Annotated in this window: 17 protein-coding genes; 8 read left to right on the top strand and 9 right to left on the bottom strand. The window is 68.7% G+C overall.

Features of this window, described 5'->3' with window-relative positions; all coding sequences use genetic code 11:
- Window positions 1–53: 53 nt before the first annotated feature.
- The 3 genes from U5K29_03630 to dnaA all read right to left on the bottom strand — a co-directional run bounded on the left by U5K29_03630 (window position 54) and on the right by dnaA (window position 3,928).
- A complete protein-coding gene (locus U5K29_03630) occupies window positions 54–1,136 on the bottom strand; it encodes a DNA replication/repair protein RecF (GenBank protein MDZ7677625.1) in 1,083 nt (360 codons plus the stop codon).
- Between the two features lie 7 nt (window positions 1,137–1,143).
- Entirely contained in the window at window positions 1,144–2,244 is a 1,101-nt protein-coding gene (dnaN, locus tag U5K29_03625; protein ID MDZ7677624.1) for a DNA polymerase III subunit beta, read from the bottom strand.
- A gap of 262 nt (window positions 2,245–2,506) precedes the next feature.
- Window positions 2,507–3,928, bottom strand: a complete 1,422-nt coding sequence (gene dnaA / locus U5K29_03620) for a chromosomal replication initiator protein DnaA (GenBank protein MDZ7677623.1) — start codon at window positions 3,926–3,928, stop codon at window positions 2,507–2,509.
- A 541-nt stretch (window positions 3,929–4,469) separates the two neighbouring features.
- Between dnaA and rpmH the strand changes: the two genes are divergently transcribed.
- The 8 genes from rpmH to U5K29_03580 all read left to right on the top strand — a co-directional run bounded on the left by rpmH (window position 4,470) and on the right by U5K29_03580 (window position 10,024).
- On the top strand, window positions 4,470–4,604 hold the full coding sequence (gene rpmH / locus U5K29_03615; GenBank protein MDZ7677622.1) for a 50S ribosomal protein L34: 135 nt from the start codon (window positions 4,470–4,472) through the stop codon (window positions 4,602–4,604).
- The gene (gene rnpA, locus U5K29_03610) at window positions 4,601–4,939 is read left to right on the top strand and encodes a ribonuclease P protein component (protein ID MDZ7677621.1); all 339 of its coding nucleotides are present in this window, start codon (window positions 4,601–4,603) and stop codon (window positions 4,937–4,939) included. The genes rpmH and rnpA overlap by 4 nt, the downstream gene beginning before the upstream one ends.
- Complete coding sequence (gene yidD, locus U5K29_03605) at window positions 4,936–5,238, top strand: membrane protein insertion efficiency factor YidD (protein ID MDZ7677620.1); 303 nt, start codon at window positions 4,936–4,938, stop codon at window positions 5,236–5,238. Before rnpA ends, yidD begins: the two co-directional genes overlap by 4 nt.
- Window positions 5,238–6,491: a membrane protein insertase YidC gene (gene yidC / locus U5K29_03600; GenBank protein ID MDZ7677619.1), complete on the top strand. Its 1,254-nt coding sequence runs from the start codon at window positions 5,238–5,240 to the stop codon at window positions 6,489–6,491. The genes yidD and yidC overlap by 1 nt, the downstream gene beginning before the upstream one ends.
- Window positions 6,492–6,494: 3 nt before the next feature.
- A complete protein-coding gene (jag, locus tag U5K29_03595) occupies window positions 6,495–7,481 on the top strand; it encodes an RNA-binding cell elongation regulator Jag/EloR (protein MDZ7677618.1) in 987 nt (328 codons plus the stop codon).
- A 44-nt stretch (window positions 7,482–7,525) separates the two neighbouring features.
- Entirely contained in the window at window positions 7,526–8,137 is a 612-nt protein-coding gene (locus tag U5K29_03590) for an RsmG family class I SAM-dependent methyltransferase (protein ID MDZ7677617.1), read from the top strand.
- Between the two features lie 221 nt (window positions 8,138–8,358).
- Window positions 8,359–9,135 (top strand): AAA family ATPase, encoded by a 777-nt coding sequence (locus U5K29_03585; protein MDZ7677616.1) that lies wholly within the window; start codon window positions 8,359–8,361, stop codon window positions 9,133–9,135.
- Window positions 9,122–10,024, top strand: coding sequence for a ParB/RepB/Spo0J family partition protein (locus tag U5K29_03580; GenBank protein MDZ7677615.1), 903 nt, complete (start codon window positions 9,122–9,124; stop codon window positions 10,022–10,024). Before U5K29_03585 ends, U5K29_03580 begins: the two co-directional genes overlap by 14 nt.
- 192 nt (window positions 10,025–10,216) lie before the next feature.
- Here the strand turns inward: U5K29_03580 and trxA are convergent, their stop codons facing one another.
- From trxA to U5K29_03550, 6 genes are all read right to left on the bottom strand, one after another.
- Window positions 10,217–10,540, bottom strand: coding sequence for a thioredoxin (gene trxA / locus U5K29_03575; protein ID MDZ7677614.1), 324 nt, complete (start codon window positions 10,538–10,540; stop codon window positions 10,217–10,219).
- Window positions 10,541–10,628: 88 nt separating this feature from the next.
- Window positions 10,629–11,597, bottom strand: a complete 969-nt coding sequence (trxB, locus tag U5K29_03570; protein MDZ7677613.1) for a thioredoxin-disulfide reductase — start codon at window positions 11,595–11,597, stop codon at window positions 10,629–10,631.
- Between the two features lie 78 nt (window positions 11,598–11,675).
- Window positions 11,676–12,122 (bottom strand): hypothetical protein, encoded by a 447-nt coding sequence (locus U5K29_03565; protein MDZ7677612.1) that lies wholly within the window; start codon window positions 12,120–12,122, stop codon window positions 11,676–11,678.
- A gap of 72 nt (window positions 12,123–12,194) precedes the next feature.
- Window positions 12,195–13,052: a hypothetical protein gene (locus U5K29_03560; GenBank protein ID MDZ7677611.1), complete on the bottom strand. Its 858-nt coding sequence runs from the start codon at window positions 13,050–13,052 to the stop codon at window positions 12,195–12,197.
- A complete protein-coding gene (locus U5K29_03555) occupies window positions 13,049–13,759 on the bottom strand; it encodes a sigma-70 family RNA polymerase sigma factor (protein ID MDZ7677610.1) in 711 nt (236 codons plus the stop codon). The genes U5K29_03560 and U5K29_03555 overlap by 4 nt, the downstream gene beginning before the upstream one ends.
- On the bottom strand, window positions 13,668–15,215 hold the full coding sequence (locus U5K29_03550) for a protein kinase (GenBank protein ID MDZ7677609.1): 1,548 nt from the start codon (window positions 15,213–15,215) through the stop codon (window positions 13,668–13,670). The genes U5K29_03555 and U5K29_03550 overlap by 92 nt, the downstream gene beginning before the upstream one ends.
- Window positions 15,216–15,263 lie beyond the last annotated feature (48 nt).

Here is a 15,263-nt window from a genome sequence, read left to right as displayed (position 1 = left end):
CTCGCTCGACAACCCCTCGGCCGGTCTCTCACGACGGTCGAGCGGTACCCCCTTCAGTCGAGCGAGCGCAGCGATCCCTGCTCGACCAGGACGCGGTGCTCGGGGACGACGCCGGCGGGGAGCGTCCCCGCGGTGGTGAGCACCGTCTGTGCGATCGGGATCGCGTCGAGCAACGCCCGGCTGCGATGCGGGTCGAGCTCGGAGAACACGTCGTCGAGGATGAGCACCGGAGGTGCTCCAACGGCCTCGGCGACGAGGGTGTGGGCGCTCATCCGCATGGCGAAGGCCAACGAGCGCTGCTCGCCCTGCGAGGCGTGGGTGCGGGCGGGTAGCCCACCGATCGATAGCTGCAGCTCATCGCGGTGGGGGCCCACGGTGGTGATGCCGCGTCGTAGGTCGACATCGCGACTGGCGGCGAGCGCGGACCGGAGACCGTCGTCCAACCAGTCGGGTGCGTAGGTCACCCCCACCGCGATCTCGACACCTGCCACCACCTGGTAGGCACGGGTCAGGGTGGCGGCGATCGCATCCACGAGTTCGACCCGCGCCGCCCCCAACCGGTCGCCGGCCGATCCCAACCGTTCGTCCCACACGTCGAGGGTGGCAGCCACCTCGTCGGTCAGGCGCCCTCCTGCCTGACGCAACAAGGCGTTGCGCTGCTTCAGGGTCCGGTCGACATCGCTGCGGAGCTGGTCGTTTCGAGGGTGCAGCGCCACCAACACGTCGTCCAGGTAGCGGCGACGACCCGCGGGAGCTCCCTTGACCAGGTCGAGGTCATCCGGTGAGAAGACGCTCACCCGCAGTGCGCCGAGCAGGTCCTTGGCCCGGGCCAGGCGCTGGCGGTTGACCTGGATGCGGGTTCGTCCGGGGGCGGAGATCTCCGCCTCGATGAGCAGGTGCCGCTGGTCGCGTCGGGCCTCGGCCCGCACGATCGCGACCTCGGCGCCCACCCGCACCATGGCGTCGTTGGGCGCACCCCTGAACGAGCTGGTGGTGGCGAGGAAGCCGAGGGCCTCCACAAGGTTGGTCTTGCCCTCGCCGTTGGCCCCGACGATGGCGGTGGTGGTGGGCGCCAGGGTCAGTTCGGTGTCACGGTAGGACCGAAAATCGTTGAGCCACAGCTGATCGACCTGCACCCGTCGATCAGGAGACCCGGACCGGCATGAGCAGGTAGAGGAACCCCTCGTCCTCGTTCGAGCGCAACAACGCCGGCTTGAGCCCGTCGACGGTCTGGATCTTGATCTCGTCGCCCGATGTGGCCTCGATGCCGTCGAGCAGGTACTCAGGGTTGAACGCCACGGTGAGATCGTCACCGTCGTACTTGGCGGGCATGGCTTCTCGGGCCTCGCCCCGATCGGGGGTGATCGCCAACAACTCGAGCTGATCGGAGGTACTCACCAACCGGATCGGGGTCGGGGTGGACTGGACCATGAGCCCCACCCGGCGCACCGCTTCGAGGAGCGCGTCGTGGCCGACGGTGAGCTCGTTGGGTTGGCTCGTCGGGATCAGCCCTCGATAGTTGGGGTACTCGGCATCGATGAGCCGGGTGATCACCTGTGCCCGACCCACGGTGAACGACGCGGTGTTGTCATCGAGACGGACCTCGAGGGTCTCGGCGTCGCCGAGCAGGCGGACCAGCTCCGACAGCGCCCTGGCGGGAACGATGACCTGGGTCTCTCCGGTGAGCAGCGACAGTCCCGGGAGATCTCGCAGGGCCAGGCGATAGGAATCGGTCGCCACCAGTCGCAGGCCGTCGGCTTCGGCGGCGAGCAACACGCCGGTGAGCGCCACCGACCGGGTCTCGTCGCGGCTGGCTGCGCGAACCACTTGACGAACCGCACCGGCGAACTCGCTCGTCGGCACGCTGACGGGCTCGGCCTCGGCGCTCTGTTGCTGAGGGAAACCCTCGGGTGCAAGGAGTAGCACGCTGAAGGTGGCCGACCCGGCGACGATCTCGGCCTCTTCGTCGCCCACGCTGACCTGCACAGCACCGGCCTCGAGCGCCCGGACGATCTCCAGGGTGAGCTTCGCGGGCAGCACCACGACACCGTCGGCTTCACCGTTGACCTCGATGTCGACGGTGATCGTGAGCTCGAGATCGGTGCCGGTGAGCGAGAGACGATCGCCGGTGAGCTCAGCCCGGATGCCGGTGAGCGCGGTGAGGGTTCCGCCACGGGTGGACACCGCGCGGCCTGCCATGCCGAGCGCTTCGACCAACGCGTCACGCTCACATCGGAACTTCACGAGGTTGTCCCACTTTCTGTTTGAGAAGACGTGTCCATCTGGTTGGTGATGGTAGTAAGGGCTGTGGATTGTGGACGAACACCCGTTGTGGCTGCTCAGGAGGGGTGGGGCTGTCCCACCGGCGTCCCCAGCGGTCCCCAGGTGCGAGATGACACCGGTGTACTTCGGTGGACAAGGGATCGGTCGTCCACGGGGAGGGCGGGGTTGCCCCCAAGGTCGTCCCCGGGGTTGTCCACGGGGTTGGTGGTCGCTCGGTCAGTGTTCACTCGCCGCCTCTGATGGTCTGCATGAGCTCGGTGACCTGGTCATAGATCTGGCGACGCTCCTTCATCAACACCGAGATCTTGTCGACGGCGTGGATGACGGTGGTGTGGTCGCGGCCACCGAACTCGCGGGCGATGGCGGGGAAGCTGAGGTCGGTGAGCTCGCGGAACACGTACATGGCCACCTGGCGTGCGGTGACCAGTGGTCGGCGGCGGCTCTTGCCGATGATCTCGTCGATGGGATAGCCGAACATGTCGGCGGTGGCGTCGAGGATGAGCTGGGGGGTGATCACCCGCGGTTGGGTGTCACCGACGAGGTCGACGAGGACCTGCTCGGCGATGTCGGCCGAGAGCTGGACGTCGTTGAGGCTGGAGTAGGCCGCGACCCGGGTGAGGGCGCCCTCGAGCTCGCGGATGTTGTCCTTGATGTGGGTGGCGATGAACTCCAGCACGTCGGCTGGGATGGTGGCGGTCTCGCGCTCGGCCTTCTTGCGGACGATCGCCAACCGGGTCTCGAAGTCCGGCGGCTGGATGTCGGTGATGAGCCCCATCTTGAAGCGGCTACGGAGACGATCCTCGAGGGTGGACATCGCGTCGGGCGGACGGTCCGAGGACAGGACGATTTGGCGGTTGGCGTCGTGGAGCTGGTTGAAGGTGTGGAAGAGCTCTTCTTGGAGGCCTTCACGGCCTTCGATGAACTGGATGTCGTCGAGCAGGAGCACATCGATCTCGCGGTAGCGACGTTTGAAGTCGTTCGGGGTGTTGGTGCGGATCGCTTCGACGAACTGGTTGAGAAACGTCTCGGTCGCCACGTAGCGGACCGTGGAGCGGGGATAGACGTTGCGGACGTAGTGGGCGATGGCCTGGAGCAGGTGGGTCTTGCCCAAGCCGGCGTGGCCGTGGATGAACAACGGGTTGTAGGACCGGCCGGGCTGCTCGGCGACCGAGAGCGCAGCAGCGTGGGCGAAACGGTTGGACGCACCGATGACGAAGGCTTCGAAGCTGTACCGGGGCTCGGCGATGTCGAACACCGACGCCTCGGGTGTGCGGGCCGGCTGGGGGTCGACCTCGTCGAGCTGGTCGATGCCGTCGGTGCTGAGCGATTCGGCGAGCAGGCGGTCAGCGTCGACGCCGTTGAGCGAGGAGAGCGTGGCGTGGTCGGCGTCGCCGATGTCGGTGTGGACCTCGATGGCGAGGGCCACGTCGTCCGCACCCGCTTCGTACAGCGCGTCGCGGACGAGGGCGAGGTAGCGGCCCTCGATGCGGTCCTTGACGACGGTGCTCGGTACGGCGAGGGTGAGCACGCCGCTGTCGAGCTCGAGCGGGTGGGCGCCGTTGAACGAGGTGAGCCAGACCGCTTCGGACACCTGGGCCCTCAGGATGTCGGCACAAGCGTCCCAGAGCACATCTGCTTCTTGCACCAGCTCGACCGCCTCCCACGGAACCTCGGTTGGAGATCCACAACCCGATCCACAGCTGTGGATAACGCGTCGCGACTCTTGCACGGTGTGTGTTGGGGGCGTCCACCCAGAAGCGTCGGTGACGTTTCGGCGGTGAACCCGGTGTCCCAGACCGTCAAGGTTGAGGAACCTACCACCACCGTCCCGATGCGTGCACGGGAGTGTGGTTGGGTCGGTGTCATGGCTGCTCAATGCCTGTGAATTGCATTGCTGCAACTTGGCGCGGGTGGTTCGGGGGCCACCCCAGACGGCGGTGATGGGCGTTCGGGGCGCAGGGGGCGCTTGTTCAGGGGTGGTGCCGTAGTTGCCTCGGATGCGCCGGCACCTCTACTCTCACCCCAGGCGCGGTCGTAGCGCTGGGTGGTGCGCGCCTGATGGCTCGTCCGAGCACCAGGGTTCCATCCGACACCGCGACCCAGCCCCGTGATCATCTCCGGTGGTCCCTCGCGTGGGGCGACCGGTTCGCTGCGGGTTCAGCCCGCGGGCCGAGGAGGCAACTGCCGTGAAGCGTCCATACCAACCGAATGTGAGGAAGCGTGCCAAGCGGCACGGATTTCGCCACCGGATGTCTGACCGAGCGGGTCGGGCGATCATCAAGTCGCGCCGGCGCAAGGGCCGGGCACGGCTGTCGGCCTGATCCGGTCCGTCGGTGACCGCTCGACCTTTGCTGCGCTGCGCCGGCGAGGTCGGCGCGCCCGCAGCGGTCCCCTGTGGGTGAGGCATCTGCCGGGGTGCGGCGATGAGGCGGTCCGGGTCGGGTACGCCATCGGCCGCCAGGTGGGCAACGCGGTGGTCCGCAACCGCCTGCGACGGCGCCTCCGCGCCATCCTGCGGGAGATGGACCACGATGGTTCGATACCCCCAGGGGTATATCTGTTCGGCGTCGATCCGTCGGCGGCGGACGCGACCTTCGAGGAACTGAGAGCACGAATGCAGCGTGTGGTCAGCAAACTCCAACAGGTGCGGTCGTGAACACTGGCGCGCGCCCGATGCCGGCCCCTGCGGTGACGGCCGACCCCGGCCGAGTCGGCTCCGCCCGCCGCTCGGCGCCGACCCGGGCGCTGCTGGGGCTGGTCCGCACCTACCAACACCTCCGAGCGGGCCGCCCGTCGCCGTGCCGCTTCTTCCCGTCGTGTTCGAGCTACGCGCTCGAGGCGTTGGAAACCCACGGCGCGGGCCGGGGCACCTGGCTCGCGACCCGCCGCATCTGCCGTTGCCACCCGTGGGGCGGGCACGGCATCGATCTGGTCCCTGAACGGAAGGCTCCCTGATGTTCGACGCGTTCTTCCGCGCGATCGCGTTCCTCCTCGCCTGGTTCTACGAACTGCCGGTGGTCGGCGGCTCGTACGCCTGGGCGATCGCCCTGCTGACGTTGACGATCATGTTGCTCGTCACGCCGTTGAACGTGAAGGCGACACGGTCGATGATGACGATGTCGGCGATGGCGCCGGAGATGAAGAAGATCCAGCAGGAGTTCGCCGACGACCGCCAGAAGATGAACGAGGAGCTGCTGGCGTTCTATCGGGAGAACAAGATCAACCCGTTGGGGGGCTGCCTCCCGATGTTGATGCAGATCCCCTTCTTCATCGTGCTCTACCAGGTGGTCAGGGGCATCACCCGGCGGGCCTCCGAGGCCACCGTGGCTGCGAACGGGGTCCAGGTGCCCGAGGGCGGGTTCGTGCCCAAGTACCTCGACCAGTTCCCCGACACCGCCCTCTACAACGATCTCGCTGGTAGCGACTCGATGTTGTCGTGGGGTATCGACCTCTCCCGTTCGGCGTCGGACGCGCTGCAGGTGTCCTTCGGGACTGGCCTGCCCTACATGCTGCTCATCTTGTTGGTCGCCGGTTCGGCCTTCCTGCAGCAGAAGCAGATGTCGGTCCGCAACCCCAACACCGAGATGCCCCAGCAGCAGAAGATCCTGTTGCGGATGATGCCGGTGTTCTTCGGTTTCATCTCCTTCAGCTTCGTCGCTGGCCTCGTCATCTACTTCCTCGTGTCCAACACGTACCGGATCTTCCAGAACGCGGCCATCTCGATGAGTCTCTACGACATCAGCGGGACCCAGGCCCTGCTGGGTATCGGAACCACCAACCTCGCCACCGGCGGGGATCGCGCCGACGGTGGGGAGGGCGCGGGGGGCACCGACACCACGTCGGAGAAGAAGCCCGACAAGGCCGAGAAGCCCGACAAGGCCGAGAAGCCCGACAAGGCCGAGAAGCCCGGCAAGCCCGAGAAGCCCGGCAAGGCCGCTCCCCCGCCGGGCAAGGGACCGGGCAAATCGACCGACGACAAGGGCGGGCGCGGTGCAGGGGCGAAGCGAACCCGGTCATCGGCCAAGCACACCAAGCAACCGGGTCGAGCTCGGTCCGAGCGCAACCGCCGCGGCGGCGCCTCGCGGGGCACCGGCGCAGGGTCGAGCAACGGTAAGGCATCGAGGCCTTCATCGGGCCGGGTAACACCACCGAAGAGTGCGGGTGGCTCCGCCACGCCGCCGCGTCGCAAGAAGAAGAAGAGGTCCTGAGCTGTGGAGTGGGTAGAGACGACTGCCAAGACTGTCGAGCTGGCCAAGGAACTGGCACTCGACCAGTTGCACGTCGACGAGCATGATGCCGAGTTCGAGATCGTGGAGGAGCCGCGACCCGGGCTGTTCGGGCGCATGCGGGGTGAGGCCCGGGTCCGGGCCCGGGTCCGTCCCGTGCAGCCACGCCCGAAGGTCGATCGCCGGGAGCGCCGCCGCTCGGGGCGCAAGCAGCGTGGCAATGCGGGCAAGGCCGACGACTCCGCCGCGTCTTCGGACGCTGGTGAGACCGGGGATGGCGAATCCGGGTCCGCCCGGGACCGTGGCGGTCGCGACGATCGCGACGATCGCGGCGGCGATCGCGGCGGTGATCGCGGCGGTGATCGCCAGTCGACGGACCGGGGGGACCGGGCGCGGTCGCGATCGCGACGGGGCAAGGGCCGTCGGTCGGAGCACGAGCGCGAGCCCCAACCAACCAAGGGCCCTACGCCCACCACCGAGGAGCCGAATGTGAGCGAAGACGTGACAGTGGAAGAACAGGCCGACATCGTCCAGGGCTTCGTGGAAGGCCTGGTGGATGCGTTCGGATATGACGCCGAGGTGGCGCGGGAGAAGATCGACGACGACACCATCGAGGTTCGGGTGGACGGCGAGGACCTGGGTCTGCTCGTCGGGCCCCGAGGCAACACCCTGCAGGCCATCCACGAACTTTCCAGGACCGTGGTGCAGCGCACGGCGACCGGTACCCACGAGGGGCGGGTTCGGTTGGACGTTGCCGGATACCGTCAGCGCCGGCGCGAAGCGCTGGAGCGCTTCACCCAGAAGCTCGCCGACCAGGCTCGCACCTCGGGCACGGCCCAGGTCCTCGAGCCGATGTCCGCGGCCGACCGCAAGGTGGTCCACGACACGGTGAACGAGATCGACGGGGTCCACACCACCTCTGAAGGCGAGGATGCACGTCGCCACGTCGTGATCGTCCCCGACGAAGGCTGACCGGACGGGCCCGGGATCGGGACGGGTCGGGGGAGCATGGTCGGGTGACGGGATCCGACGGGTTGGTCGGCGTGCTCGAACGGGCCCGGGCGATCGGGCTGCTCGGACCGGGCTCGGTCGAGGTGCACGTGGCCCACGCGGAGGCACTGCTGGCGCTTCTGGGAGGGATCGGCGCCGCGCCGCGGGTGGCGCTCGATTTGGGCAGCGGTGGGGGCGTTCCCGGTTTGATCCTCGCGCTGGGCGTGCCATCGAGCCGCTGGACCTTGCTGGACGCCGCCGGTCGCCGCACGGCGTTCCTGGAGGCAGCAGTCCGCGAGCTCGAGGTGGGCGACCGGGTCCAGGTGGTGCGGGGCCGAGCCGAGGTGGTGGGCCGCGATCCCCAGCATCGAGGAGGGTACGACCTGGTGACCGCCCGGTCGTTCGGTCCGCCGGCGGTGACCGCCGAGTGTGCTGCGCCGCTGTTGCGGATCGGCGGGTGGCTCGCGGTGAGCGAGCCGCCGGAGCCGACAGCGGAACGCTGGCCAGCACAGGAACTGGCGGCGCTGGGTCTGGAGGTGGTGGCGCAGCAGTTATGGATGGTGGCACAGCAGCGGTCGGCGGCTCCCGAGCAGGTGCCTCGGCGGGATGGGATCCCCCGCAAGCGACCTCGGTGGTAGCTGTTTCACGTGAAACCGACGGAGGAGCACGTGGGACGCGAGCTGCGTTTCACGTGAAACACTCCGGATCCCGTGTGGGCCCGGCGGTGGGGTTGTTCCACGTGAAACACCACGATCCGGCGGCATGCTTGACCTGAGCTCGTTCAGCGGGAAGGATGAGAGGATCCTCGGACCGGCGAGCTCGCCGGTGGGACCGAGCCGGCCGACCCAGGAGACCCTCTATGCCCCGACCCCTGCCGCGGGTCATCGCCTTGGCGAACCAGAAGGGCGGGGTGGGTAAGACCACCACTGCTGTGAACCTCGGAGCCTGCCTCGCCGAGCTGGGCTACCGGACCCTCATCGTGGATCTCGATCCGCAGGGCAATGCCAGCACCGGCCTGGGGATCGACCCCCGATCGATCGAGATCTCGATGTACGACGTGCTCCTCCAAGGCACGCCGCTGGAGGACACCGTCGAAGCGTCGTCGGTGCGGAACCTCTTCGTGGCGCCGGCCAACCTCGATCTCGCTGGCGCCGAGATCGAGCTGGTTCCGGCGTTCAGTCGGGAGACCCGCCTTCGAGAGGCCATCAGCGCCATCCGTGACCAGTTCGACTACATCCTCATCGACTGTCCCCCATCGCTCGGTCTGCTGACCGTGAACGGGCTGGCCGCGGCCGAGGAGGTCATGGTCCCCATCCAGTGCGAGTACTACGCGTTGGAGGGACTGGGGCAGCTGCTCCGCAACGTTGACCTCGTGCAGAAGCGGCTCAACCCGGCGCTGGAGCTGTCGGGGATCGTCCTCGTGATGTATGACGCCCGCACCAAGCTCTCCGATCAGGTGGCGGCCGAGGTGCGAGAGCACTTCGGAGACACCGTGTTCCGTCAGATGGTGCCTCGGACAGTGCGCCTGTCGGAGGCACCGTCGTTCGGGCAGCCGATCATCGCGTTCGATCCCTCCTCACGAGGTGCGATCGCCTACCGTGAACTTGCCAAGGAGGTCAGTGGTGGCTCGGCGTAGCGGACTCGGGAAGGGCCTTGGTGCCCTGATCCCCAACGATGTTGTCCAGGACAGCGGTGCGACCCTGCGCGAGCTCCCCTTGGCGTCGATCGAACCCAACCGATACCAGCCCCGGGATTCGTTCGACGAGGAATCGCTGGTCACCCTCACCAGCTCGATCCGCGAACTGGGTGTGCTCCAACCCATCCTGGTGCGCCCGGTCGGCGACGAGCACTTCGAGCTGATCGCGGGGGAGCGGCGCTGGCGGGCAGCCAAGCGAGCCGGTCTGCCCACCATCCCCGCGGTGGTCCGCGAGGCCGACGACGAGGGTTCGCTCGAACGGGCCCTGGTCGAGAACCTGCACCGAGAGGATCTCAACGCCATCGAGGAGGCGGCGGCCTACCAGCAGCTCATCGACGAGTTCGAACTGACCCAGGACCAGGTCGCGTCCCGGGTCGGCAAGAGCCGTTCGGCGGTGGCCAATGCCTTGCGCCTCTTCCAGCTCCCTCCGGCGATCCAGAAGCTGATCATCGAGGGCCGGCTCTCGGCTGGTCACGCCCGGGCGCTGCTCGGGAGCCGGGACCGCACGTTCCAGGAGGGCCTGGCCCGCAAGGCGGCCGACGGCGCCATGACGGTTCGCGATGTCGAGGACGCGGTCAGGGCCAAGGGCGAGGGCGATGGTAGCGACGGCGACGGCTCGGACGCTCCTGCCCCATCGGGTGGGCGGCGGCTGCGGCCGCCGGGCTTGTTGGAGCTCGAGGACCTGCTGTCGGAACACCTCGACACCCGGGTGCGGGTCAGCATGGGCGCCAAGCGGGGCAAGGTGGTGGTCGAGTTCGCCACGCTCGAGGACCTGGAGCGGATCTACCGGGCCATGACCGAGCCACCCAAACCCACGGTCGAGGGTTGAGCCACTCCGGGAAGCTGAATCTCGACCTCTGCCTTATCCACAGCCTGTGGTCAACCCTGTGGGTTGTGCCTCAAGGATGGGTTGAGGCCGCTGTTCCCAACGGTGTGCACCCGGGGCCGGACGCGACTCGACCCCGGCATCGAGCCGGGGTCGAACGGGTCGGGTGGGTGATGGCGGAACGGAGCCGCCAGATCAGAGGTGGTCGGAGATCTCGGCGAGGATCTGGCTCTTGCCGCGAGCGCCGGTGAGGCGTGCCGCCGGCTCGCCGTCCTTGAAGAGGATCAGGGTGGGAATGCTCATGACCTCGAAGCGCCGGGCGATGCCGGGGTGCTCGTCGACGTTGAGCTTGCCGATGCGCAGCTTGCCCTCCTGCTCGGTGCCGAGCTCGTCGAGGATCGGAGCGATGACCTTGCACGGTCCGCACCACTCGGCCCAGAAGTCGACGAGGACGGGTTCGTCGGAGGCGCCGATCTCTTCGTCGAAGGTGGCCTCGGAGAGGGTGACTGATGCTGACATGGGGTGTGGTTCCTTCCGTCGGGCGAGGCGAGGTGCGTCGCTCGTGGTCAACAGTTGGGCGCGGGCCGACATTCCCGGGGACTGGCGGTCAGTGACCCTGGGCCTCGAGCCAGCGTTCGGCGTCGATCGCGGCCATGCACCCGGTCCCGGCGGCGGTGATCGCCTGGCGGTAGGTGTCGTCCTGGACGTCGCCGGCGGCGAAGACGCCGTCGACGTTGGTGAGGGTCGTACCCGGCTCGGTGATGAGGTACCCGTTCTCGGCCATGTCGAGCTGGCCGACGAACAGATCGGTGTTTGGCTTGTGCCCGATCGCCACGAACAGGCCCCTGAAGGGGTGGATGGTGCGTTCGCCGGTGGGGAGGTGCTCGATCTGGAGGCTCTCGAGGGTGGTCTCGCCGTTGATGCCCACCACCACCGAGTCCCACAGGAACTCGATCTTGTCGTTGGCGAATGCCCGTTCCTGCATGATCTTTGACGCTCGGAGCTCGTCGCGGCGGTGGATCACGGTGACCTTCGAGGCGAACCTGGTGAGGAACAGCGCCTCCTCCATGGCCGAGTCGCCACCGCCCACCACGGCGATCTCCATGTCGCGGAAGAAGAAGCCGTCGCAGGTGGCACAGGTGGATACCCCGTGGCCGATCAGGCGGTACTCGTCCTCGATCCCGAGCATGAGCGACTGGGCGCCGGTCGAGATGATCGCCGAGCGAGCCAGGAAGGTGGGCTCGGGTGTGTCAGGGTCGCCGATCCAGATCTCGAACGGTCGGGCCGAGAAATTGACCCGAGTCACCTTCTCGGTGAGGATCTCGGCCCCGAACCGCTGGGCCTGGGCCCGGAAGTCCGTCATCAGTTGGGGACCCATGACACCGTCGGGGAACCCGGGGTAGTTCTCGACGTCGGTGGTGAGCATGAGCTGGCCACCAGGCTGGTCGCTGGTGGATGACGGCTCGCCTTCGATGACCAGTGGTGCCAGGTTGGCCCGACCGGTGTAGATGGCTGCGGTCAGTCCGGCGGGGCCGGACCCGATGATGATGACGTCGCGGACGTCGGTGGGTGACATTGCTGCTCCGAACGAGGTGGGAAGGGCAAGGCTGGACGTACGAGAGGAACAACCCCGATACCCCGGGAGGTATTCCCCTCAGGTCGCGCGGACGGTGCGGCGCGACCAGCAGATGAAGCCGGCAAGGATGAACACGCCGCCGAGCAGCAGGTATGCCGACCACACCTCACCAGGAAGATAGGCGTCGAGCATGCGGATGGCGAGGATCACGACCAGCACGACGGCGGTGATGGCCACCACCGTGATGAGCAGCCCGTAGACGATCGCCCGGGCGACCTTGAGCAGCGGCTCGACGGCCCGGTCCCGGACCGTGCCCACGAGGTCGACCACCGCGTCGGTGGCTTGGGCCGGCCAGTCGCCGGTGAGTGCTGCCGCGGCTCCCGACGCCGTCGTGCGCGCCGCGGGTCCGGATCCCTCACCCGAGGTCTCCTCCCGTTCGGGCCTTGCCGCGGGCGCGGGAGGCGGCGCGCTGCCCCGGTCGGGTTCGGTCGCGGCCGGCTGGTCTGGCTGTCCGTTCTCAGACATGGCAGTGATCCTAACGGGCCCCAGCCGGGCGTGGCCCGGGCCGCGCCCGGGTGTCGGCATGAACAGGTTCGGTCAGGGGAGCTCGACCGGAGCGCACGTGCCCAGCTCGAGGGCGACGACGGTCGGTTCGCCCGCGGTGTCGATGCCGGTGATCGCGACGATGGCAGTGTCATCGATCAGTGCGTCGAAGGCCCCAAAGGGAGGTTGCAGCTCGGCGGGCCAGCCACCAGCGGGACCAGCCGGACACTCGGGGACCAGTTCGGCCAACTCGTCGTCGGCACCGAACGCGCTCGTGGCGGTGCTGGTCGTCGTCGAGGGGACCGCATCGGCGGTTCCCGGCTCGCTCAGCCTCTGTGACAGCGCGGCAGCGAGTTCGTCGACGGTGTCGAAGCTCCCCAACCACTGCCGAGCGCCCAGGTCGGCATCGTCGTCTCCAGCGTCGGCGCCCGGTGGGGCCGCCTCCTGCGCGGCGTCGGGGGCCGACCGGGCCCCGTCGTCGGCCAGCGATCCGGCGTCGTCGGCCGCTTCACCCCCGTCGGCCTCGGTCGTGTCGAGATCGGCGGTCGCGAAGTCGTCGTCTTCGTCGCCACCGCTGAGCAGGACCGGCACGACGGCGAGGGCGAGGAGCACGACCACCGCGGCCGAGCCGATGCCGACCCCGAGTCCACCCTGCCACCACCGTGGTGAGGTCCGCGGTATCGCCGGCGCGGCCCCCGCGTCGTCGATGGCCCGGTCGATCAGCCGGTGGGCGCTGAGCTCGTCGAGCGGCACGACCGGCTCAGCCACCGCCGCGCTGACCCCGCGCAGCTCTGTCAACCGACGTGCGAGCTCGGGGTCGTCGTCGACCCGCGCACGTTCGTCGGCGGTGGCCTCGCCGTCGAGCACGGCGGAGACGATCTCGTCGTCGGGAGAGGGGGGAAGGTCGGTCATGGTTCGGAGGTAGGACGCTGGTCGGTGGGGTGCTGGTTCCCGGTGTCTGCTCCGGCCAAGGTCCGGGCCAGCGCTGCTCGACCCCGCGCGATCCGGGACCGGACCGTGCCCGGTGGGATCTCGAGCACCTCGGCGATCTCTGCGTAGTCGAGCCCGAGCTGGTCCCGCAGCACCACGGGCGCTCGGAACTCCTCGGCCAGCTCCGAGAGGGCGTGGTCCAGCTCGGATCGTTCCACGACGGTCTCGGCCATCGACGGGCGTGAGTCGGCCCGGGCGGTGATGGCTTCGGCGGTGTGGGGTTCGAGACCGGTGGTCGGCCGGCGGCCGCGCCGCCGGAGCTCGTCGAGGCAGGCATTGGTGGCGACCCGGTAGCTCCAGGTCGAGAAGGCGCTGCGATGGTCGAAGCGCGGGAGGCCACGCACCACCGCGATCAACGCTTCCTGGGTGGCGTCGAGTGCATCGGCGTCGTTGCCCGCGAGGCGGCGACAGATCGCGTAGATGCGGTCCTGGTGGCGGCGCAGCAACCGATCCAACGCGCGCCGGTCGCCGGCCTTGGCCGCTTCGATCAGCGCTCGGTCGTCGGACGCGTCGGTGATCCACGTGACGCTAGTGGCGTCAGGTTCCCCGGACGGTGACGTCGGCGATCTCCATCTGCAGCGCGTCCGGGGGGCCTTCCCCGAGGTCGGTGATCCAGATGAGCACCGCACGAGCGGCCGCGGGTTCGACGTCGATCACCGCTTCGCCCTGCGGGACCCCCTCGCGGGACCCCACCGGCTCTTCCCAGCCCTCGAGACCCGTGGGCTGCTCGGTCTCGGACGAGACGTAGATCTCCGCCGCCCACGAGCTCGTGGGCGAGGTGATCTCGACCTGGTGGATCGTCGCCTCGCGGTCGAGGACCACGACCAGCCCTACTCCGTCCTTGTCGGCCCAGGTGGATACGTCGTAGAACTCGGTGCGCCAGGCGGTGTCGGGGTCGGGGTCGATCGCTCGCCCCGCCTCGGCATCGTTCTCGCCGTCGGCGCCGATGGGGTCGAAGGCCAGGGCCTGCGAGAGCGGTATCGGCTCCACGCTGTCACTGGTGCCTGCAGAGGAGGCCACGACCTCGCGGGCGCGGTCGAAGAGCTGCTTGCCGGTCTCGGTGCGGCCGATGAGCACGCCGGCCAGCGCCAGCGCCAGTCCGACGACCGCCACCAACGCGGCGGGCACCAGCCACCGGCGTTCGCTCCTGGCGAAGGAGTCGGGCTCTGCGGCCGCTGCCGCCAGGGGAGCCACGATGGTGTGGTCGGGTCCGGTTGCGCTGGTGACGTCGTCGGGCTCGGCGCCGAGGAGCGCGGCCCGGAACGCCTCGGCGGTGGGTGGTCGCTGGTCAGGATCGCGCGCGAGGGCTGACATGGTCACCGCGTCGAGCGCCTTGGGAACCGACGGGCGCACCTGGCGCGGACGTAGCGGATCGCGGTGAAGGCGGGCCAGCGCCATCGCCGCGTCGGAGTCTCCCTCGAAGGGCACCTTTCCGGTGAGGCACTCGTAGAGCACGACACCCAGGGAGTAGATGTCGGTGCGCGGATCGACGGGTCCACCCTCGACCTGTTCGGGTGCCAGGTACTTGGCGGTACCGATCATGGTGCCGGTGTGGGTGAGGTCGGCGCCGCCGGCCTTGGCGATCCCGAAGTCGGCCACCTTCACCCGGCGGTCGTCGCACAACAAGATGTTCGCCGGCTTCACGTCGCGGTGGACGATCCCGGCGGCGTGGGCGATCGCCAGCGCCTGGGCGACGCCGGTGGCGACGTCGATCGCGTCCTGGTTGTCGAGCGCCCCTCGTTGGTCGAGGAAGTCGCGGAGCGTGATGCCGTGCACGAGCTCCATGACGATCGCGTTGATCCCGTCGTCGGCCACAGTGTCGTAGATGGCCACGATCGACGGGTGCGTGAGTCGTGCGGCGGCCACCGCTTCGCGCCGGAACCGGTCGACCAGCACCTCGTCAGAAGCCAGGTGTGGGTGGAGGATCTTGACCGCCACCTCGCGCCCCAGCACCTGGTCGGTGGCCCGACGGACCTGGGCCATCCCCCCGGACGCGATGACCGACCCGATCACGTAGCGGCCGCCGAGCAGGCGTCCGTCGAGATCGGCCGAGGCGAACGGGGAAGGGGTCACGTGCTCGGGCACCGTCCCAACGGTACCGTGCGGTACCGATCTCTTTGGGGCGGCGGGGCC

The sequence above is a fragment of the Acidimicrobiales bacterium genome, from assembly GCA_034521975.1.
Lineage (GTDB): Bacteria > Actinomycetota > Acidimicrobiia > Acidimicrobiales > SKKL01 > SKKL01.
Note: the sequence above shows the minus strand (reverse complement) of the source record. Positions and strands in the feature narration are given on the sequence as shown.